This window comes from Embleya scabrispora (genome assembly GCF_002024165.1).
In the GTDB taxonomy this organism is placed as follows: Bacteria; Actinomycetota; Actinomycetes; order Streptomycetales; family Streptomycetaceae; genus Embleya; species Embleya scabrispora_A.
Map to the genome: position 1 here is coordinate 6,545,971 of NZ_MWQN01000001.1, position 20,712 is coordinate 6,566,682.

Annotated in this window: 14 protein-coding genes; 13 read left to right on the forward strand and 1 reads right to left on the reverse strand. The window is 74.8% G+C overall.

Annotated features, from left to right (window positions below; genetic code table 11):
• Positions 1-16: 16 nt before the first annotated feature.
• The 11 genes from B4N89_RS28780 to B4N89_RS28830 all read left to right on the forward strand — a co-directional run bounded on the left by B4N89_RS28780 (position 17) and on the right by B4N89_RS28830 (position 17,314).
• Complete coding sequence (locus B4N89_RS28780) at positions 17-1,237, forward strand: hypothetical protein (protein ID WP_078978680.1); 1,221 nt, start codon at positions 17-19, stop codon at positions 1,235-1,237.
• Positions 1,234-3,246, forward strand: coding sequence for a hypothetical protein (locus B4N89_RS28785; RefSeq protein ID WP_078978681.1), 2,013 nt, complete (start codon positions 1,234-1,236; stop codon positions 3,244-3,246). The genes B4N89_RS28780 and B4N89_RS28785 overlap by 4 nt, the downstream gene beginning before the upstream one ends.
• Positions 3,243-4,340, forward strand: coding sequence for an AAA family ATPase (locus B4N89_RS28790; protein WP_078978682.1), 1,098 nt, complete (start codon positions 3,243-3,245; stop codon positions 4,338-4,340). Before B4N89_RS28785 ends, B4N89_RS28790 begins: the two co-directional genes overlap by 4 nt.
• 3 nt (positions 4,341-4,343) lie before the next feature.
• Entirely contained in the window at positions 4,344-7,037 is a 2,694-nt protein-coding gene (locus B4N89_RS28795) for an SAV_2336 N-terminal domain-related protein (RefSeq protein WP_078978683.1), read from the forward strand.
• A 245-nt stretch (positions 7,038-7,282) separates the two neighbouring features.
• Positions 7,283-8,884: a hypothetical protein gene (locus tag B4N89_RS28800; RefSeq protein ID WP_078978684.1), complete on the forward strand. Its 1,602-nt coding sequence runs from the start codon at positions 7,283-7,285 to the stop codon at positions 8,882-8,884.
• A complete protein-coding gene (locus B4N89_RS50035) occupies positions 8,860-9,237 on the forward strand; it encodes a hypothetical protein (RefSeq protein WP_161500847.1) in 378 nt (125 codons plus the stop codon). The genes B4N89_RS28800 and B4N89_RS50035 overlap by 25 nt, the downstream gene beginning before the upstream one ends.
• Positions 9,234-10,208: a hypothetical protein gene (locus tag B4N89_RS28810; RefSeq protein ID WP_078978686.1), complete on the forward strand. Its 975-nt coding sequence runs from the start codon at positions 9,234-9,236 to the stop codon at positions 10,206-10,208. Before B4N89_RS50035 ends, B4N89_RS28810 begins: the two co-directional genes overlap by 4 nt.
• 3 nt (positions 10,209-10,211) lie before the next feature.
• Entirely contained in the window at positions 10,212-12,035 is a 1,824-nt protein-coding gene (locus tag B4N89_RS28815; protein WP_078978687.1) for a vWA domain-containing protein, read from the forward strand.
• A 57-nt stretch (positions 12,036-12,092) separates the two neighbouring features.
• Positions 12,093-15,947: a vWA domain-containing protein gene (locus B4N89_RS28820; protein ID WP_078978688.1), complete on the forward strand. Its 3,855-nt coding sequence runs from the start codon at positions 12,093-12,095 to the stop codon at positions 15,945-15,947.
• 5 nt (positions 15,948-15,952) lie between these two features.
• Positions 15,953-16,750, forward strand: a complete 798-nt coding sequence (locus B4N89_RS28825; RefSeq protein ID WP_201260926.1) for a PhzF family phenazine biosynthesis protein — start codon at positions 15,953-15,955, stop codon at positions 16,748-16,750.
• Between the two features lie 111 nt (positions 16,751-16,861).
• Entirely contained in the window at positions 16,862-17,314 is a 453-nt protein-coding gene (locus tag B4N89_RS28830) for a VOC family protein (RefSeq protein ID WP_161500848.1), read from the forward strand.
• 25 nt (positions 17,315-17,339) lie between these two features.
• Here B4N89_RS28830 and B4N89_RS28835 read toward each other — a convergent pair whose 3' ends face one another.
• Positions 17,340-18,251, reverse strand: coding sequence for a LysR family transcriptional regulator (locus B4N89_RS28835; RefSeq protein WP_078978691.1), 912 nt, complete (start codon positions 18,249-18,251; stop codon positions 17,340-17,342).
• 128 nt (positions 18,252-18,379) lie between these two features.
• On the opposite strand from B4N89_RS28835, the gene B4N89_RS28840 reads away from it, so the two are divergent.
• Positions 18,380-19,882, forward strand: coding sequence for an MFS transporter (locus B4N89_RS28840; RefSeq protein ID WP_078978692.1), 1,503 nt, complete (start codon positions 18,380-18,382; stop codon positions 19,880-19,882).
• A complete protein-coding gene (locus tag B4N89_RS28845) occupies positions 19,879-20,649 on the forward strand; it encodes a siderophore-interacting protein (protein WP_078978693.1) in 771 nt (256 codons plus the stop codon). Before B4N89_RS28840 ends, B4N89_RS28845 begins: the two co-directional genes overlap by 4 nt.
• The last annotated feature ends 63 nt before the right edge of the window (positions 20,650-20,712 follow it).

The window sequence follows — 20,712 nt, forward strand, 5'->3', positions numbered from 1 at the left end:
CTCCGGGGGAGAGCCCATGACCACGCTCGTCTTCGTGCACGGAACCGGCGTGCGCGATGTGACCGACTCGGCCGCGGTCCGCACCATCACCGCCAGGGTCGCCGCACGGCTGCCGGGGGTGCGGGTGGAACCGGTGGACTGGGGCGCGGCGTTCGGCGTCGAGGTCTCGCCCGAACTGCGCACGCTGATCGGGATCGCCGACCCCGCCGAGTGCGGACCGGCCGCCGAGGTCGACCCCGAGGAGGCCGAACTGCGGTTGTGGGCGGTGTTGGAACGACACCCCCGCCACGAACTGCGCGAGGTGGCCGCGGGCGTGGCGCCCGGCGGGCGGCGGACCGAGGCGGCCGAGGATCTGCGCTGGGCGGTGGAGCACGACGTGGTCGGGATCGACCTCGCCGCGGTGTTGCCCGGCGTGCCGCCCGAGTGGCCGGACGTCTTCGCCGCGGCGGCGCGGGACGTCGCCGACTCCGCCGAGTTCACCGGCGCGGTCGAGGCGTTGGCCGCCGGCGCCGACTACGACGTGATCGGCCGCGCCGTGGTGGCCGGCTTCGAGCAGGCGCTCGCCGCCCGGCCCGGGGCGCCGAGCGCGTGGTCGCCGGAGTGGCGCGACACCCTGGTCGCCGCCGTGCGCGACGCGTGCGGCGGCACCACCGCCGGCGGCACCTGGGTCGGCCGGACCTTCAAGAGCGGCCTGATGTACGCGAGTTGGCCGCTGCAGAACACGCTGCGCGGCGGCACCCTGGGCAACAGCGTGCCCGCGATCGGCGACATCCTCCACTACCAGGCGCACGGCGCGACGCTGCGCGCCTACCTCGCGGCGCGGATCGCCCGGATCGAGGGGCCGGTGGTGCTGCTCGCGCACTCCCTGGGCGGGATCGCCTCGTTCGAGACGCTGGCCGAGGCGGCCGGGCCCGACACGCCCGAGCGGCGGCGCCATCCGCTCCCGGGCGTACGGGCGCTGATCACCGTCGGCTCGCAGATCGGCTACCTCGGCGCGGTCGGCGCGCTCGCGACCCACCCGGCGCAGGCGGAGCCGCCGAGCCGGTTGAGCATTCCGTGGACCAACGTGTGGAACGCCCGCGACTGGTTGTCGTTCCGCGCCGCACCGGTCTTCGGGACGGCGGTGCGCGACGTCGAGGTCCGGGTGCGCCGGCCCTTCCCCCGGTCCCACGGGGCCTACTGGCGCTGCCCGCGGCTCTACGACGAGATCGCGCGCGCGGTGGAGGGCGCTCGGTGACGGTGCACGCCCTGTTCGTCTGCGTCGAGCACTATCCGGCGGACGAGCACGGCGTGGGAGATCTGCCGGGCGCGCTCGCGCAGACCCTGGAACTGGTCGAGTGGCTGCACGCGAGCGGCGCCGCCGGTGCCGAGCGGATCACCGTGCTCGCGTCGGTGCGGGCCGCGTCGAAGCCGACCGCCGAGCGGCTGCGGGACCTGATCGCGCGGGATTCGATCCTGCTGGGACCCGGCGCCGGGCCCGGTGAGCTGCAACACGTCCACTTCGAGCGGGTGATCGGCGGGATCGGGGAGAACTGGCGGGACGGCGACCGGTTCCTGCTGCACTGGACCGGCCACGGCCGGCTGGACGCGCACGGGCGGTGGCTGGAGCTGCCCGCGTTCCACCTGGCGGGTGATTCCCGGCTGTCGGTCCGGGCGATCGGCGTCGACGAACTCCTGGCCCGATGCGGCGAGGTGCCGCGCCGGGTCGACCAGTTCCTGATCTTCGAGACCTGCGCAGACCGTCGCGGTGAGCCCAGGGCCATCCCGCTGAACCTGACCGCGGCCGGCCCGAGCGACAAGTCGGCCAAGGCCCGGATCTCCGCCGTCTTCGCCGCCGACGACGGCCAGTTCGCGTACCGCCCCGCGGACCGGCCCGCGTTCACCACGGCCCTGATCGAACACCTGACCCTGCGGGGAGTGGACGCGCTGACCGTGCCGGCCTTTCGCGAGATGTTCGACGAGATCGACACCCGGCTCGCCGCAGGCGACCCCGGAGGCCGGCCGCTGCGCCAGTCGCCGATGTACCGCGGGCCCGGCGCCGCCGACTGGCGCGAGGGAGAGCGCGATCCGGAGAACCAGTTCGGCCTGTACCGACACCGCCTGCTCGCCCTCCTCGCCGACCTGGAGATCGGCGCCGGCGAACCCGCCGTGCTGCGCACCTACCTGCGCGAACGAGGCGTGCCCGAGTGGGTCTTCGCCGGCGCCGACCTCCTCGCGTGGGGAGAGGCGCTGATGTCGCTGTCGGGACCGCCGGGCCGGCATCCGATCCGGCACCTGCTGGAATGGCTGTACGCCGGATGCCATCAGACGCATGTCGCGGAGTGGGCCGAGCGGTTGCGCGAGGCCGGACACATCGACGCGTTCCGCCCGGCCGAGGTGCGCGAGCGGCAACCGCTGACGCTGGTGATGTTCATCCGCGAGAACGAACACTCGCCCGACCGGCCGGACCGAGTGCGCTACGACGCCGAAGCACAGTTCTACGTCGGCCTCGAACGCTTCGAGGCGCCCCCGGGCCTGCCCTCGGGCACCGGCCTGCCCCGGGAGCGACTCGACGACCACCTCGCCGACTTCTACCTGACCATCCGCACCGGCTGGACCTCCCTGGCCAGGGCCAGGGTGCAACTGGTGGTGCCGACCGAGTTGTTCAACGAGCCCTTCGAGGCGGTCCGGATCGGCGGCGCCGACGACCACATCGTGCTCGGCGAGCACCACGAGGTGGTGCTGCGGCCGATCGTGCGGCACGGCGTGGTCCGGCCGATGCACTACGACACCTGGGCCGACTCCGCGAACCTGCGTGCCAACCCGGCGGTGCGGCACCTGAACCGGCACCTGTGCGGCCGCGGCAGCCGCGACTGCGACGACGAGGCCGTCGGCTTCCTCCAGGACTACCGGTGGGAGCACCGACCGGGCCGACCCGGCACGGTCGAGACCGCGGTCGGCCGCGGCGACTGGGCCCTGCTGTGGACACACGGGACCACCTGTACCGACGCGTGCGCCGGCACGAACGGCGCGCACGCCGACTGCTCCGGCGCCGCCCTGGGGCGGGACCTGTACCGGATACTGGAGCAAAAGAACCGAAAACTGACGCAACTGCCTTCCGCCGTGACCCTCCTGCGGCGCACCCTGGGGCGCAGGGCCACGCCGCCGGAGCGGGTCGTGCTGTTGTTCGACGATCCCGGTTGGCGTCCGTGGCAGGGTGCGGGACTGCTGCGCGGCGCCCCGGCGGGCAGGGGGGACGGGCGATGAGCCAGGCCACGACGAGCAGCGCCGGGGACCACGATCCGGGGGAGTCCGCCGCGTCGTGGTGGATCTACCGCGACGCCCACGGCGAGACCGGGGGCCCGGCCGGGACCGGCCCGGTCGCACTCCCGGCTCCGCCACCGTGGCGGCTGTTCGGCACCGACGACGTCGGCGACCACGTGCCGGAGCCCGCCGCGCTGCCCGGCGAACGCTCCGGCGAGCCGTACTCGGGCGAATTCCACGGCAACCGCCGCGTCTACGACCTCGTCAACGCCGCGATCTACCTGCGCCGGCCGCTCCTGGTCACCGGCCGCCCCGGCACCGGCAAGACCACCCTGGCCCGCAGCATCGCCACCCGCCTGCGCCTGGGCCCGGTGCTGCGCTGGGGGATCACCAGCCGCTCCACCCTCCGCGAGGGGCTGTACGGATACGACGTGCTCGCCCGCCTGCACGACATGAACCTGCGCGCCAAGGGCGCGACGGGCCCGATAGGCGCCGACGCCGACGACATCGGCGCCTACATCACCCTCGGCCCGCTCGGCGACGCCCTGCTGCGCCGCCCGCACCCGAGGGTGCTGCTGATCGACGAGATCGACAAGAGCGATGTCGACCTGCCCAACGACCTGCTGCACGTGTTCGAGACCGGCCGCTTCGAGATCCCCGAACTGCGCCGGGCCCGGCTGCGCAGCGCGAAGGTGACACCGTACGACGGCGACTTCGGCGACCGGGTCGAGGTGCGCGACGGCACCGTGCGCTGCGCCGCGTTCCCGATCGTCATCCTCACCAGCAACGGCGAACGCGCCTTCCCGGCCGCGTTTTTGCGGCGCTGCGTGCCGCTGGAACTGCGCGCGCCGGATCGCGACGTGCTCAAGCGCATCGTGCGCAGCCGACTGCCCGAGGGAGTGCCCCTGGACGAGTCGTTGCTGGACCACTACCTGGAGTTGGCGAACGGCGTCGACGGGCCGCTGCTGTCGCCGGACCAACTGCTCAACGCGCTGCAGTTCCGCGACCGGATCCGCGAGCGCACCGGGCCGGCCGGCCGGCTGCCCACCAACGACACGCTCGCCACCCTCCTGTTCCACGACCTGGACGGGGGATGAGCGATGGCGGAGGAGGAACCCGCCGAGGTCACCGTCGACGCGGTCCTGGACTGGGCGTGGTTGACCGCCGTGATCGGCACGCGAGGCGCCCCGCCCGATGCGGCGGTCGAGATCGCGGCGCCGGCGGCAGCGGCGCCCGCGGCTCGCGGACCCGGGCCGCCGGTCCCGCCCGGACCGGAGCCCCCGCCCGCGCCGATCGCCCGCCGCCCGCCACGGGCGGTGCGCGGCCCCCGCCCGGAGACCTCCCTCGCCTTCACCGCCGTGCCCGACTCCGTCGAGTCGATCGAGCGGATCGGCACCGGCCCGGCGGGCGCGGTCGCCCGTCGCCTTCCCGCCTGGCTCGGCGAGGCCCGGCCGCCGGCCGCCTCGGTCCTGCCCGACCGGCTCGAACTCGCGCGCCTGCTGCGCCGGTTGCGCTCCCACGGCACCGCGCCCCACGCGGTGGTCCTGGACGAGGAGGCCACCGCGGAACAGGCGGCGCTGACCGACCTGATCGTGCCGGTGCTCGAACCGGCCCGGGAGCGCTGGTTCGAACTCGCCCTCGTCGTGGACAGCGCGCCCTCGATCGCCCCGTGGCGACGACTGCTCGCCGAGTTCACCCGACTCGTGAACGGGAACGGTACGTTCCGCGCGGTGCGTTCCTGGTCCCTCGACACCGACGTGCCCGGCCGTGCGGTGCTGCGCACGCCGTTCGGCATGCCGGCCCCACCCGCCGCACCGGTCGGCCCCACCGGACGGCGGATCGTCATGGTGATCACCGACGGGGTCGGCCGCGCCTGGTCCCACCCCCAGACCTCGGCCATGCTCGCCTCGTGGGCGAAGCAGTGTCCCGTGGTGCTGCTGAACCTGCTGCCCAAACGCTGGTGGGACCGCGCGCGGATCCCGTCCACCCCGGTCGTCTTCCGCAGCCGAGGTACGGGCGCCGCCCGCCGATCGGCCTTTCGGGTCCGGCACACCACGCGCTGGACGGGCCCGCCCGAACGGGTCGCCGTCCCGCTGATCGCCCTGCACCCCGAGGGCCTGTGGGCGGACGACCCGGCGGATCGCCGAGCCGGTCGGTGGAGCGAACTCTCCCGCTGGGCCCGGATGATCACCGACGAGCGCGGTCGCGAGTTCGCGGGCCCCGCGTGGGTGCTCGACCCGCGCGCGCCGGCGGGCGGGCCCGTGCCCGCCCCGGTGCCGGCCGAGGACCGGCGCACACCGGCGGTACGGCTCGCCGAATTCCGCGCCGGCGCCTCCCCGGACGCCGTCGAACTGCTCGGAAAACTCGCCGCCGCGCCGATCAGCCCGGCCACGATGCGCGTCGTGCAATCGGCGGTGCTCGGGCAGGAGGACCCCGCGTTCGCCGCCGAGGTGATGCTGAGCGGCCTGCTGGTCGAGTCGCCGGATCGGGACGAGGCGGCGCGAGCGGACGACGTGGTGTACGACCTGGACGAGCAGGTCCGGGAGACGTTGCTGACCGCGATGAGCCGACGGTCGGCGCTGGAGGTGTACTTCCGGGTCGCCGAGTTCCTGCACGAGCGCAACGGCCACGCCGAGTTCGACTTCCAGGACCTGCTCACCGCGCGCGAGCCCGCGGCGGTCGGTCTGCTCGGCCCGCACAGCCGCCCGCTCGCCCGGGTCGGCGCGACGCTGCTGCACCATCTCGGGCCCGACTACCGGCCCCGGGCCCGACGCCTGGAGGCCCGGGCGAACGGCCCGATGTGGCGCCGACGCGAGCTGACCCGGGCGTGGACGGCGCGGATGAGCGACTGGATCCGGGCGCGGCCGGTGGTCACGGACGGGCTGATCGTGGTGCAGGACGTGGCGGGGATGCTGGTGGTCCTCGATCCGCTGACGGGGATGGCCCGGTGGACGGCTCACCTGGGCGCGCCGTCGCGGTGCGCTCCGGTGGTGACGTCGGGGCGGGTGTGGGCGGGGTGTGACGACGGTGGGCTGTATCGGTACGACCCGACGAGGAGGCTCGGGCCGGACGCGTCGGTGACGGTCGGCGACGCCGCCGTGGTGGCGCTGGTACCGGGGCCGGTCGGTGCGGACGCGGTGTTCGTCGCCACTTCGGACGGCCGCGTCGTGTGGCTCGACGCCGCGAACGACACGACGGAGCTGTGGGGAACGCGCTCGGGCGTACCGGCCGGACTGTGTGTCTCGGGGGATCGGACCGCGGCGGTGGACCGGGCCGGCCGGGTCGGGGCGTGGCGCGCGCCCCCGGAATCCGCCTCGTGGACGCGGGACCTGTCCGAGGCCGTGCACGCCGCCCCGGTGGCCGACGAGGAGCACGTGTACGTCCCGCTCGCCACCGCCGGGATCGCGGCGCTGCGCTGGGCCGATGGGGAGGTCGCCTGGCGGGCGCGGTTGCCGGGTGGGGTGTTGAGCACACCCGGGGTCGGCGCCGGGCTGGTGGTGGCGGTGTCCACCGACGGTCTCCTGTACGCGTTCGACGTCGAATCGGGACGTCGGGTGTGGCACACCGTCGACGTGCCGCAACCCGGGTTGCGGGTGACCCTGGCGGACGGGCTGGTCCATGTGGCCGGTGACGCCGGCGGCATCCGTACCCACGACCTGGCCACCGGTCGTCGACTGGCCGAAATCCGCTCCGACGTAGGGGTGTCCGTGGCGGCCGCCGCGCGGGGACGGCTGATCCTCGCCGGGCTCGACGGCACGGTGACGTCGCTGGAAGGACCGGTGGTGGTCGACTGACCAACGCTCGGATCACGAGCCGGCGGACGACCGATCACAACCCGTGGGAAACGCTTCGACTCGGCCACGCGCGGGACTACGATCGACCACTGCGGGTAAGTGGTCGTCACGGCACGCAGGGTCGTTCGCCGACCCGCGATGTCGACTTACCCGGGGTTCCACGACCGGTGAGGCGTCGGCGGGGCGCTCCGGAAGGGACGAACGGGGGGATTCGTGCCGGGAGTTCAGCGACGGGTCGGTGACCGGTGAGCACAGCGTCGACGGGCCCGCGCGCGCCGGGCGACCGGTACACGATTCCGGAGGCGGTGTGCCCCGTCTGCTGGGGCCCGGCTCCGGCCGCGGGCCCGTGCCGGACCTGCGCGTGGCCGCCGGCAGATCCCGGGCCCACCGCCTACCAGGACGCGGCGCGGGCCTTCGACCACGCGGCCGTGCTCCGGGTCGCGCCGGCCCGCGGGTTGACCGAGGTGCCCAGTGCGCTGGCCGATCTGGTCAGGTTCGGCCCGGTCGTCTCCGAGCCGGCCTCGACCGCCGCCGCCCCGGTTCCCGGGACCGGACGGGCCGCGGTGCTCACCCTGCTCGCCGCGCTGACCGCCGGCGAACTGGACCTGGTGTTGTTCGTGGACATCGGGACCCGGTACCTGGCGGCGCAGTGGGTGACGCTCGACGAACGCGGTTTCGTCAGCGCGCCGTCGGCGAACCGGACCCGCCACGACTGGCGCGAGGTGGTGCCCTGGCTGCCCGAGGACGACGCGGCCCGCGATCTGACCCTGGCCGGCGGGGTGGGGCGACGACCGGCCGTGGGCACGGCCGAAGCTCCCGAGGCATTGGCTCCCAGGGCCCGGTCGACGCTGCGGGAGAACTGGGCCGATCCGAGTGGTTGGCGCGCGCTGCCGGGTGACCCCTGGGCGCGGGCCTGGGCCCTGGTGCTGGTGGAACGCCGCCCGGAGTGGACCTGGTGCGCGCTCGCCGCCGAGGTGGTGCGGGAGCAGGTGCGGCCGGCCGCCGTGCTGGGCGGCGGTTGCCTCCACGACGAGAGCATCGAACTCCCGGCCGTGATCGAGATGTTGGCCCTCGACGTGCCCGCTCGCCACGCACTGCACCTGGTCGGCGTCGACCCGGGGCCGGAGGACTCGACCCGAGATCGCCCCACCATGCTCCTGGATCGAGGGGCGACGCCGGGTGCGGCCGACGGCCCCCCGCTCGCCGAGATCACCCTCGGCCTGCGCGGCGAAGCCCCGCACGGGCACGACGTCGCGGTGGCGGTCGCCGACGTGGCCGACCCCGCCGGGTGGTCCGAGCTGGAGCGGGTCACCGTCTTCGCGCCGCCCGGCGAAGTCCGGCTCACCGTGCGGATGACCGGCCCGGGACGGGTGGACCTCACCGTCTGCGGCGGGGCCGCCTGGGTGCTGGGTACCGGCCGCACCGACCTTCGGCCGGCCGGGCCGCCGGCCGCCGACGCGGCGCTGCCCCGTCCCTTCTGGCAGCCGACCCCGCCGACCGCCCACGACCTCCTCTGCGTGGTCGAATTGGGCGGCTCCCCCAACAGAGCGCCGCCCGGCTCGACTTCGTCCGCGCGCTGCTCGCGGAGGCGGCCCGCGCCGACCGGTCGACGCGCTGGGAGCAGGCCGCCGTGCTCGGCTACGACGACCACCCCCGACCCCGGCGCAGCCGTCACGACCCGCTGCGCCGGGTCGACTTCGCCCCGCCCCACGCGACGCGGGCGGCGATCGCCGACTGGGTCGGGACACCTGTGGTGGACCCGTACGCCGCACCCCTGGAGCGGGTGTGCGCACTGCTGCGCACGAACACGCTCGGCCGGCAGGTGCATCGGCCCACCCTCGTGGTGACCGTCGGCCTGCGCGGCCCGCACCCGTACGTGCAGGGCCTCGACCCGGCGCAGGCGTACGGCGGCGGCCGATGGGACGCGGACCTGGCGAGTCGACGGGCGGCCCGGCCGGACGATCGCCACCTGCTGGTGACCGACGACCCCGGATACGCGGGCGCGGCGGACCCCCGGGTACACGATCGCACCCTGAAGGCGTGGCGACTGCTGGGCGCCGACGGGTGTTTCACGCTCGGCCGCACCACACCCGCCGACCTGCTGCGATTCGGCCGCGCCGCGCTGACCGGCACGACCGGCGCGCCGCTGCTGCTCGACGTGGTCACCAGGCCGTCGGGCGGGAAAGGGGTGCGCCGATGACGCGATCGTCCGGCTCCCGGGACGGGGAGCCGACCGGTGGCGCGGTCCTGGAGAAGCGGATAGCCCTGTGGGGCGCGCCGGAATCGGGCCGCACCACGTTCGTCGCCATGGTCCCCGAGGCCGCCGAGGAGCGCTCACGCGGACTCGGGCACGGCGGCACCGGCCGAGACCATCCGCCCCGGTGGAAGGTGTTCGGCACGGACGACGCCACCCAGCGCTTCCTCCGGCACACCGACCACGCGCTGCTGAGCGAACACCGGTTCCCGGGCGAGCCCGGCGGGAGCGTCGATACCGCCGAGCCGACGCGATACCGCTTCCTCTTCCGGCGCGACCCGCGCCTCGTGCCGCTGCACCGCTTCACCGACCACTTCCGATTCGCGGCCACGATCACCGAGTTGCCGGACCCGAGCACCCGGCGGGACGAGGTCAAGCGGGCCCTGGCCGACTGCACCGGCCTGATCGTGCTGTTCGACCCCACCGACGCGAGCGGCGCGGGCGAGGACGCGGTACGCGCGCTGGACCGCATGCTCACCGAAGCCGCCGCCGACCTCCAGCCGCGCACCGACCCCCGCGGCCGGTTGCCCTTCGAACCGGCCGTGTGCGTCACCAAGATCGACGACATGACGCTGTATCGGGAGGCGCGCCTGGGCGCCTGGGCCGAGTTGGACCGCGACGGCCGGGTCCGGGTGCGCGACCCCCGGGCGTACTTCCGCCGGTTGTGCGAGCGCGACGGGCCGTGCCCGTACCCGGCCGCCGCCGAATTGCCCGGCATCCTGGAGCGGCACTTCGGCCGGATCCGCTACTACGCGACCTCGGCGGCGGGCTTTCGCCGCTCCGCGGGCCGGATCGACCCGGAGAGTTGCCGCAACGTCGACCCGCACGGGAACCGCCTCGACGGACCGCCGCACCCCCAGGGTGTGCTGGAACCCATTCTCGGCATGCGCGCGGTGCGCATCGCGAAGGGGGGATGACCGATGTCCCGAATCGCCCCGAACTCCCGCCGGCCCCGGACCCGTACCCGGTTCGTGGCCCCCGTGTTGCTGCTGCTCGTCCTGGCGCTGTCCGCGTCCCCGGCGCACGGCGTCGGCCGGGCCGACGGCGAGCCGCCCGCCGATTCGACCGCGCAACTCCTGGACGAGTTGGGCGCCGACGCCCAACCGGCCGACTTCTACATGGTGCTCGACGTGTCGACGTCGATGCGGGAGAACGGCGGCTACGACGAGGCGAAGACGGCGCTGCGCAACCTGCTGACCGCGATGCAGCCCCGGGACCGGATCTCGGTGATCCGATTCGGCGCGACCACCACCGTTTTTCGGCCACTGGACGCGGCCCCCCGGGGCGGTCCCGCGGTCTCCGAGTTCCTCGCCGGGTTGCCCAAGCCGAACGACGAGGAGAGCGACTTCGGCGCGGCGATGGTGTCGGTGTCCGGGATCGTCGCCGCGGCGCCTCCCGCCGCGGACGGATATCGGCCGCCCACCGCGATCGTGGTACTCACCGACGCCGATCTGTACGCGCCGAACAATCCGCGCTTCGCCGACGAATCGGCGCCGGGGTGGGAGGCGTTGCGGCAGGAGTACGCGAAGGCGGTCGCCGAACGCGGCCCGATCTCCGCGTACGCGATGCCGCTCGGCGACAACGGGCGCGGGGTCAACCTGATCGCCAAGGTCCTGCCCAGGGCCGAGACGCTCAGCGGCTCGGTCGCCGAGCAGGCGGCCCGGGTGCGCGCCCTCGAACAGGACGCGCGCGTGCGCAAGGGGGCCGCGGTGGTGCGGGCGGACAAGGACGCGACGGTCCGGGCCCGGTTCGCCCCGGCGCCCGCACACCCGCGCGGCGTTCACCCCACCGACGCCGACTGCGCCGGCGCCGGGCCGCCGGTCGACCCGATCGACCTGTCCGCCCGAGGCACGCTCTGCCTGACTCTGGCCTCCACGGCACACCGCATCCGGTTGACCGTCGCCGACCTGCACACCGGCGATCCGGCGATCGATCGGGCGCTGCCGCGCGACCCGATCACCCTGGAGCCCGGGGTGCCGCGACACTTCCCGATCGAGGTGCGGGCGCACGAGCGCACCCGCTCCGACCTGTTCGCCCGGTCGCGGACCTACGCCGCGTCGACGACGGTGCGGGGCACCGTGACCGCCACCCGGGCCGCCGAGTTCGCCGAACTGCTGCGGGTGGAGGGCCCGTACGCCGCCGCGGGCCTGCGCGACGGCCGCCTGGCCTACACGGGCCGGGTGCGCGGATCGGTCATGTGGTCGGTGTGGGCCCTCGTGCTGGCGGCGACGACACTGGTCGCGGCGGGGGGAACGGCGGCGTGGCGCTGGTTCCCGGCCGGTGTGTACATCGAACTGAGCATGGAGGAGGAACGCTCGGAGTTCCCCCAGAGCACGGCACACCCGGCTCTGGGCATGCGCCATCGCTGGACCCACGAGCACGATCCGGCGGCCGGCGCGATCACGTCCTTCCTGGCCCGGGGCCGCCGGCCGCGCTCCGGGCGGGGTGTGACGTTGACCGCGCGCCACGAGCGGGACGGGCACATCCACACGTCCCGTCGGCGGCTGGCCGTCGACGACGCCACCATGCTGTACGGCGTCCGCGCCCGGGTGTTGCGCCGACCGCCGACACCGCGGCCCGGCGCCGACCCGGCGTCGACCACCGCGGAGGCGACCGCGATCGACGCGCCCGCGCAGAACGGCCGGTACTCGGGGATCACCCGGCCCGATCCCGGGGAACAACACACACCGGTAGCACCGGCAGGATTGATCCCCCCGACCCCGACGCCCCGGCCGCCTCGCTGACATCGTGTGCGGGCACCGGGCCCGACCTCGACCGGCATCCCGCACGGAAAGGTTCACGTGGACGCGACCGACCGACACGACCGCCCCCGCGAGACCGCGGGCACGTTGCGGGCGCATTGGGCCTGGTACCACGACGGCGCGGTGCCGGCGTGCAGCGCGGGACCCGAACGGCGGGCGCACTTCGAACGGTTGGTGCGACCCACGCTGGACGAGTACGCGCCGCCCGGCTGGGTCGGGGTGACCGGCGCCGGGCGCGAGGACTCCTTCGTCGCGATGACGCTGCGCGATCCGGAGGGGGTGCGCTACTTCACCGCGCCCTATGCCGAGATCGCCGCCGCCGGCGCCACGTACACCGCGCTGTGGCTGGCCTTTCGCGGGATCGACCTGCCCACCGACCGGGAACGGCCGCTGCGGGTGCGGCTGCCGGGACCGGCGCCGACCGCCGCCCTGCACCTGGACGACTTCGAATGGCTCGCCGGGGTCGCGGCGGCGGTGCTGGCCGGCCCCGTGGTGATCACCGGCGCCGACCGCCTGGACAGCCGGGCCCGGCTCGAACTCCTGGACCGGATCACCGCGTTGCTCCCGTACGGCTGCCGCGCCGGACTGCGCTTCGCCACCTCGCTCGGCCCCACCGGCCGGCTGCGCCCCCGACTCGCCTTCGGCCGGGTGCCCGCGCCGGGGACGGTCCGGGTCGCCCTGGACGGCGTGCCGGCCGTACCCGACCTCCCCGCCGCCCGCGCCTACCTGGGCGAACTGACCATGCTGCGCCGCCGTATCGGGCTCGACCCGCTGGTGGCCGCGCTCGCGACGCTGCGCGAGGCGGGCCCGCCGGTGGCCGGGGACCGCCTGCTCGGGCTGCTCGCCGAGGTGGGCGCGCGGTTCGGACCGGGCGCGGGAGTGGGGGTCGGCAACGGATCGGGTGTGCGGGTCGGCAACGGATCGGGTGTACGGGTCGGGCCGGCGCCGGGGTCCGAACCGGGCCGGGAGGCCGCCCGATTCGCCGCCGAAGACCCGACCGGGCCGAGCTCGCGCGCGCGGGGCGTCGAGGCGCGGCCGTCGCCGTCGCCGGTACACCCGTCGCCGCCGCCGACACGCCCGTCACCCCCGCCGCCGCCGTCGCCGCCCCCGTCGCCGCTGGAGCGGCTGCTCGGCGGCGATGTCGCGCTGGCCGCGCCGATCGCCGAGCGCTGGCGGGCGGAGGACGGCGACGACGTGACCCGGGACATGGCCGCCGCGCTGCGCGCCCGCCCGGCGAGCCTGGCGCTGGGGTGGAACACGGCGGTGGCGGCCGGGCGCGGGGATCGGCTCGTGCACGTCCTGCTCGGCCCGGTGCCGCCGCTCCTTGCCGGCTCCACCCCGCCCGCCGGTCTCGACGCGCGGGCCCTGCGCGTGCCCGAACCCTCGGTCAACGGCGCCGGCAAGGCCGACGCGGACGTGGTCTCGCCGGAGGCCCTGGTCGCCGACCTGTGCCGACTGCTCGGGCCCACCCCGACCACCGAGGTGCCCGCGCTCTACGACGCGCTGTGGAACCACCCCGTGGTGCTGCGCCGCCTCCTGGACACCGCGGGCGGCGACCTGGGCGCGTGGTTGGGGGTGATCCGACCCTGGGACGACCGGGCGCCGGAGTGGCTGGCGCCGTACGCGCTGCTCGCGGGCGAGCGGTTGCGGCCGGCCGAGATCCCGCCCGCCGAGGCGGTGTTCACCCTGCGCGTGGCCGGACGCACCGACACCGCCACGATCGCCGCGGTGCTGCACGACCTGTGGCCGACCCTGGTCCCGCTCACCGAGCAGCGCGCCGACCCCGCCGCGCGCGGACTGGCCGCGCTCCTGGAGAAGCCGCTGGGCCCCGCGGCACCGGTCGCCGCCCGGGTGCGGGCAGACGTACTGCGGCTGGCGCTCGGCGGTGCGCCGACCGACGGGCCCTACGTGGCGGCCGATCTGCTGGCGCTGCGGCACGAGCCGGTCGCCGAGGGGCGGTTCGCCGGGTGGATCGCGGCGCTGCTGCGCGCGGTGGCGGTCACCCCCGAACTGCTCGGCGAGCTGGTGCGGGCCGGGGATCCGGCGGTCACCGCCGCGGTCGCGGACGCGGTGCTCGCCGACGCGCGGCTCGCCGAACTGCCCGGCCTGGACGACGCGTGGTGGGCGGCGATCGCCCGGGCCCGCCCGGAGTTGGCCGGGCGCGCCGCGAGCGGCTGGTTCCGCAACGCGCTGCGCGGGGCGGACGCGCGGGCGGCGGCCGGGGTGTGGGCGGGCGAGATCGTGGACGGCGCGGCCCGCCCGCGGCGCGACCTGTACGTGCACGAGGTCGGCCGCTGGTGGCACGCCGCGCCCGACCGCGAACGCGACCTGCTGCTGCCCAGCCTGGAACGGGAGTTGATCGTGCGCGGCGGCACCCCGGCGCAGGCCCGGGAGGAACTGCGCGCGATCCGGGTGGCGATCGCCGCGCACGCGTGGGGGCCGGAGGCCGCTTCGTCGATCGTCGAACGCGAGCAGGAGGAGTTCGAGACGTTCCGCCGCCACCTCAAGCAGTTGCGGGCCGCGCTCAAGCACGGCGACGCGCTGCGGGTGCTGGCGATACCGGCGATCCTCGCGCTGATCGCCCTGCTGGCCGCGGTGCCGCCGGGTGGCGCCGCGGCCGCCGCGCGCCCTCCGACCGCGAGGACTGAACCGCCCGACCCCTATGGCGCCGAGCGGCTGATCACCACCCTGGGCGCGGACCGGGAGCGGGTGAACTACGTGATCCTGGTGGACACCTCGGCCTCGATGCGGCGCACCGGTCGCTATGCCACGGCCAGGTCCGCGCTGACCGCGTTCCTGGCCCGGTTGACCGCGCGCGACCGGGTCGCGCTGGTCACCTTCGACGGTGTGGCGACCGAGCACGGCAACGGCCTGGAACCGGTCACCGACCCGGCCGCGATGGCCGCGCGCCTGCCCCTCCCGCGCCCGAGCGAGCCGGCCGACGCGAACCCGGCGGGCGGCGCGCCGCCGCTCCGGGCCGAGCCGCCGAGCGATGTGCACGCGGCGCTCGAACGCGCGCTGGTGGTGTTGCGCACCTCCGCGCCGGATTCGGTGAACGGGGTCGTGCTGATCTCGGACGCGGCCCGCGACGCGGTGGGCCCGGACCTGCGCAAGGACTTCGACCGGCTCGGCGAGGAGGGCCGTGCGGTGGCCGGGTTCGCCGTCCCGCTGGCCAGTGACAGCAGCGCGGGGCCGGCCCTGCAGCGGGTGTTGCCGAACACCCGGGAGCTGCGCGACGATCCGGCCGACCCGGGCATCGCGCTGACCCAGGCCCGGACCGGTCTGTACCTGCGGCACGCCGCCCGGTTCGTCGACGCGGACCGGGACAAGGGTGTGCAGGCGACCTGGCTGATGCCGCCGCCGGAGCAACCGGACGCGGTGGACTGCCGCGCCTTCCGGCCGGTTCCGCCGGACCGGCGACTCGATCTGTCCTCGGGGCGCGAGATGTGCCTGCGCCTGGTGGCCGGCACCACCAGGGTGCCGCTCCAGGTGACCCGGTTGCGGGTGGACGGCGTGGGCGTGGTCGGCCTCAAGGACGGCGCGCCGCTGCTGGCCCCCGGGCAGCCGGTGTACTTCTCGGTCAATCTGGCCGCCCGTACGCACCGCACGGACGGCATGTGGGCGGACGCCGGTCACTACGACGCGCGGGCGCGCGTGGTGGGGGAGGTGCACAGCCCGCTGGCCGAGACGATCAAGCAGCAACTCCCGGACGCCCGGCTCGCGTTGCGCACGGATGTGGTGGGCGACGAACTGCTCTACCGGGGCGACGAGCGGGTGGACCTGAGCTGGTGGCCGTGGCTGCTCGCGGGCCTGGGCACCCTCGCCGTCGCCGGGGTGGCGTGGTTCGGATGGTCCTGGGTACGCCCGCGTGTTCGACGTCGTTGGGTACGGTGAGCGGCATGCGCATTTACGTCGTGGACGCGTTCACCGACCGGCCGTTCCGGGGCAATCCGGCGGGGGTGTGCCTGCCCGACGCGGCACATGCCGACGACGTCGCCTGGATGCAGTCGGTGGCGGCGGAACTGGGCTACTCGGAGACCGCGTTCGCGGTGCCCGCCACGGGCGGCGCGGCGGACTTCGGGCTGCGCTGGTTCACCCCGCAGACCGAGGTGGACCTGTGCGGGCACGCGACGCTGGCCACCGCGCACGTGTTGTTCGGGCAGGGGTCGGCGCCGGCGTCGCGGATTCGGTTCGCCACCCGCAGCGGGGTGCTGACCGCGTCGCTCGACAGCGCCGGCGTGGTCCTGGACTTCCCGGCGCTGCCGCCGCGCGAGGTGCCGGTCCCGACCGAACTGGGCCTGGCGCTGGGGGTGGAGCCGATCCTGGTCGCGGCCGGCGGTGACGACCTGCTGGTGGAGGTGGCGTCGGCGGCGGCGGTGCGTACGGTGGCGCCGGACCTGGCGATGCTGGCCACCCTGCCGTATCGGGCGGTGATCGTCACCGCCGCGGGGGAGGGGCGGGTCGACTTCGTCTCGCGGGTGTTCGCGCCCGCGGTCGGCGTTGCCGAGGATCCCGTCACGGGTTCGGCGCACTGCGTGCTCGGCCCCTTCTGGGCCCCGCGCCTGGACCGCCGCCGGATGACCGGCGGGCAACTGTCCGCGCGCGGCGGCACGGTCGGGGTGGAGTTGGTCGGCGACCGGGTACGGCTGTCCGGCGCGGCGGTCACCGTACTGGAGGGCGACCTGATCACCGACTGAGCCCGGGACGGCCGGCGGACCCCACGCGGTGGTGGATCATTGCGCCCGTCGTTGCTAGCGTGCGGGCACCACTGGATCTGACGCATCGTCAGCAAACTCGGGAGCCGCGCCGTGTCCGACGCCGTCAGCTACACCCCGTCCCACCTCGGCGTGTGCGTCACCGACCTGGATCGGGCGCTGCGGTTCTACCGCGACGGCCTGGGCTTCGCCCCCGTGGCCCGCTACGACGTGGGCAACGAGGTCGCCCACACCCTGGAGGTCGAGGGCGACGTACGCCTGGTCTCCCAGCTGATCGCCAAGGAGGGCATGGTCGTCGAGCTGCTGTACTACGCCTCGCCCGAACCGCGGGGCGAACCGTCGCGGCGGCGCAATCAGCTCGGCCTGACCCACCTGTCCTTCCTGGTCGAGGATGTGGACGCGGCCGCCGCCCGACTGGTCGAACACGGCGGCACGCTGCTGACCGGGACCCGGGCGAGCCTGCCGAGCGAGACCGGTTCGACCGAACTGGTGTTCCTGGCCGACCCGGACGGCACCCGGATCGAACTGATGCGCCTCGACGGCTGACCCGCGCGCGGCGCACCGCGCGCCGTCACGTCCTGCCCGCCGTCATCACGTCGCGCACACACCCGCGCAACCACGCGTGCCCGGGATCGGCGTCGTGGCGCGGATGCCAGGCCAGCCCCATCGGCAACGGGGGCAACGACAGCGGAACCTCGAAGGTGCGCAATCCCCGCGCCTCGGTCAAGCCGATCAACTGCGCCGCGACCAGGCCGACCAGGTCGCCTTCGAGCAGGATGAACAGCGAGGACGGGTAGGTCGGCACCGCGCCCACCACCCGCCGGGTGAGCCCGAGTTCGGCCAGCGCGGCGTCGACCGGGCCGTGCAGCTTGCCGCGTCGGGACACGATCAGATGCTCGGCGGCGGCGAATCGCTCCGGCGTACACCGACCGCGCAGCAGGGGGTGCCCGGCCCGGACGCAGCCGACCATGCGGTCGTCGAACAGATGCTCGGTCAGCACCTCCGGCGCGGTGGCGTCGATCACGCCCACCTCCAGGTCGGCGATCCCGTCGCGGAGCGCCTGGGTGTCGGTGTGACTCTCCGCCAGAAACTTCAGCCGTACCCCCGGGGCCTCGCGCGCCGCGCGCGCGAACAACTCCGCGGCACACGCCGCGGTGAACGCGTCGTGCGACAGCACCGTGAAGGTGCGGGAGAGCGTCCGCAGGTCCACCTCGCCGGCCGCGGTGAACAACGTCCGGGCGCGTTCCAGCACGACCCGCACCTCGGATCGGATGGCCAGCGCGTGCGGCGTGGGCACCATCGTCCGCCCGGCCCGGACCAGGACCGGGTCGCCCAGCGCCTTGCGGATCCGGCCCAGGGTGCGGCTCATCGCCGGCTCGGACAGGTGCATCCGCTGCGCCGCGCCGGAGACGCTGCACTCCTCCAGGAGCGCGTCGAGCGCGGTGAGCAGGTTGAGGTCCATCCCGGATTGCGTCACACGCATCCTTTCCATGCGATACATGCATTGGAGTAAATCGGTGCCCCAGCCTACGGTGAAGGGGTCCGGACTCGCAGTTCCCCGCACCACTCGTGCTTCCCTTCCTTCGCAGACAGTCAGTTCCTGGGGGACCCATGTCCACGCCCGTCCCGGGCACGGCGGCGCGGCGCGCCGACGGTGCCGAAACCGAACGCGCCGGCTCCTCGCGCGCCGTGCTGCTCGCGATGTGCGCCTGCGTGCTGGTCGCGCAGAGCATGGTCGCCGCGATCAACCTGGCCATTCCGCAACTGGCCGCGTCCCGGCTGCATCCGTCCGCCGACAGCATCCTGTGGATCGTCGACGCGTACGTGATCGTCTTCGCCGGCCTGCTGATCCCCGCCGGCGCGCTCGGCGACCGGTACGGCCGCAAGGGCGCGCTGCTCGCCGGGCTCGGCGTGTTCGCCGCCGGGGCCACGGTCAGCGCGCTCGCCACGAACTCCGCCACGCTGATCGCCGGTCGCGGCATCTCCGGCGCGGGCGCCGCGCTGATCATGCCCGCGACCATGTCCATCCTGATGCACGTCTTCCCGGCCGAACGCCGCCCGCAGGCCATGGCGTCGTGGACGCTCGCGGTCGGCCTGGGCGGCCTGCTCGGCAACGTCGGCGGCGGCCTGGTCCAGGAGTACCTGCCCTGGCAGGGCCTGTTCTGGATCATGGTCCCGCTCGCCCTGGCACTCGCCGCGATCGTCCAGTGGGTCACCCCCCGCACCGAGACGCATCCGGCCGCGCTCGACCCGATCGGCGCCGCGCTGCTGATCGCCGGCCTGGTCGCGGTGTTGTACGGGATCATCGAAGGCCCGGAGTTCGGCTGGGGCTCCACGCACGTGATCGGCGGCTTCGCGCTGGGCGGTGGACTTCTGCTCGGCTTCGTGCTGTACGCGCTGCGCGCGAGGAATCCGCTGCTCGACCCGCGCGTGTTCACGTCCGCCAAGTTGCGGGCCGGCGTGCTCGGGATCGGCGCGAGCTTCTTCGGGCTGTTCGCGCTGTTCTTCATCAACGCCCAGTACCTGCAATACGTCAAGGGCTTCTCGGCCATGCGCACGGGCTTCGCGATCATCCCGCTCACGGTCGGCATGGCGCTCGCGCCCAAGGTCGCGGTCAAGGCGCAACAACGCTTCGGCGCCCGCCCGTTGGTGGTGCTCGGCCTGGGCCTGATCGGGGTCGGGTTGTTGTGCATGGCGATGGTGGACGCACGCACCCCGTACGCGGTCTACGCCGCCTACCTGCTGATCCTGTCCGCGGGCATGGGGCTGTGCGCACCCGCGCTCTCCTTCGGTGTGGTCTCCGAACTGCCCAGGCACCAGGCGGGGTTGGGCTCCGGCTTGAACACCGCCGCGCGCGAGATCGGTGCCGCGCTCGGCGTCGCGGTGTTCGGCACCATTCTGGCCGTGCGATTCGACGGTCAGCCGGCGGTGGAACTGTCCCGGACCCGGGGCGCGGAACACGCGCGCGTGGTGGACTCGTTCACCGACGCGATGTCGATGGGCTTCCTGGCGGTCGGCGTCCTGGTCCTGGTGGCCACCGCCGCGGTCGCGGTGGGTTATCGCGACCGGGTCGGCACCTCGGCCGTCCGCGTGTCCTCCGGGAGCGCCGAATGAGCCCCGAGGCGGGCCGCCGCCGCGGGCCGGTGAACCGACTGCTGGACCGGGTGTTCCTGTCCGGCACGATCGTCGAGACCGAGCCGATCGCGGCCCGGATGCGCCGGATCCGGATCGGGGACGCGGGGTTGCGCGAGGTGACCTGCCGGCCCGGTCAACAGGTCCGGGTGCACGTCAACGACGTGCTCTCGATGGCGGGTTGGCGCAAAGGGGTGGGCAATCTGCTACGCACCTACTCGGTCTGGGCCCACGATCCGACGGCCGGGACGCTGGACCTGTGCGTATTGGACCACGACGGCGGCACGGGCCCGGGGGCCGCGTGGGGCCGGGCGGCGCGGTGCGGTGACCGGGTCCGGTTCGGCCGGCCCGAGGGCGGCTTCGTGTTGCGATCCGACGCGCCGTACCACGTGTTCGTCGGCGAGGAGACCGCGTCGCCGGCACTGGGTGCGATGCTCGCGGCGGTGCGCTCCGGGGCGGAGGTGTACGGGGTGATCGAGACCGCGAGCGCGGCCGATCGGCTGCCGATGCCGCGCGCCGAACGGCTCACCTGGCTCGAGCGCGGCGACAGGTCGGCGGCCTCCTCGGCGACCCTGGCCGAGGCGGTGGGCCGACTGGCGCTGCCCGCCACCCCCGGGGTGGCGTATGTGGCGGGCGAGGCGAGGACGGTCAAGCTGGTCCGGGACCGCCTGGTCGCCGACCACGGCTGGAACCGCGGATCGGTGCTCACCAAACCCTTCTGGTCGCCGGGACGCACCGGCATGGAGTAGCCGATCGGGCGCCGGTCGAGCCGTCGTCGGCTCGACCGGCGCCCACCCGCTTCTGTGGGAGGC

Coding starts and splice junctions, on each gene's coding strand:
- B4N89_RS28825 (WP_201260926.1), top strand. CDS start 15,953: ATGCGCATTTACGTCGTGGACGCGTTCACCGACCGGCCGTTCCGGGGC.
- B4N89_RS28835 (WP_078978691.1), bottom strand. CDS start 18,251: ATGCGTGTGACGCAATCCGGGATGGACCTCAACCTGCTCACCGCGCTC.
- B4N89_RS28795 (WP_078978683.1), top strand. CDS start 4,344: ATGGCGGAGGAGGAACCCGCCGAGGTCACCGTCGACGCGGTCCTGGAC.
- B4N89_RS28845 (WP_078978693.1), top strand. CDS start 19,879: ATGAGCCCCGAGGCGGGCCGCCGCCGCGGGCCGGTGAACCGACTGCTG.
- B4N89_RS28780 (WP_078978680.1), top strand. CDS start 17: ATGACCACGCTCGTCTTCGTGCACGGAACCGGCGTGCGCGATGTGACC.
- B4N89_RS28815 (WP_078978687.1), top strand. CDS start 10,212: ATGTCCCGAATCGCCCCGAACTCCCGCCGGCCCCGGACCCGTACCCGG.
- B4N89_RS28840 (WP_078978692.1), top strand. CDS start 18,380: ATGTCCACGCCCGTCCCGGGCACGGCGGCGCGGCGCGCCGACGGTGCC.
- B4N89_RS28810 (WP_078978686.1), top strand. CDS start 9,234: ATGACGCGATCGTCCGGCTCCCGGGACGGGGAGCCGACCGGTGGCGCG.
- B4N89_RS28790 (WP_078978682.1), top strand. CDS start 3,243: ATGAGCCAGGCCACGACGAGCAGCGCCGGGGACCACGATCCGGGGGAG.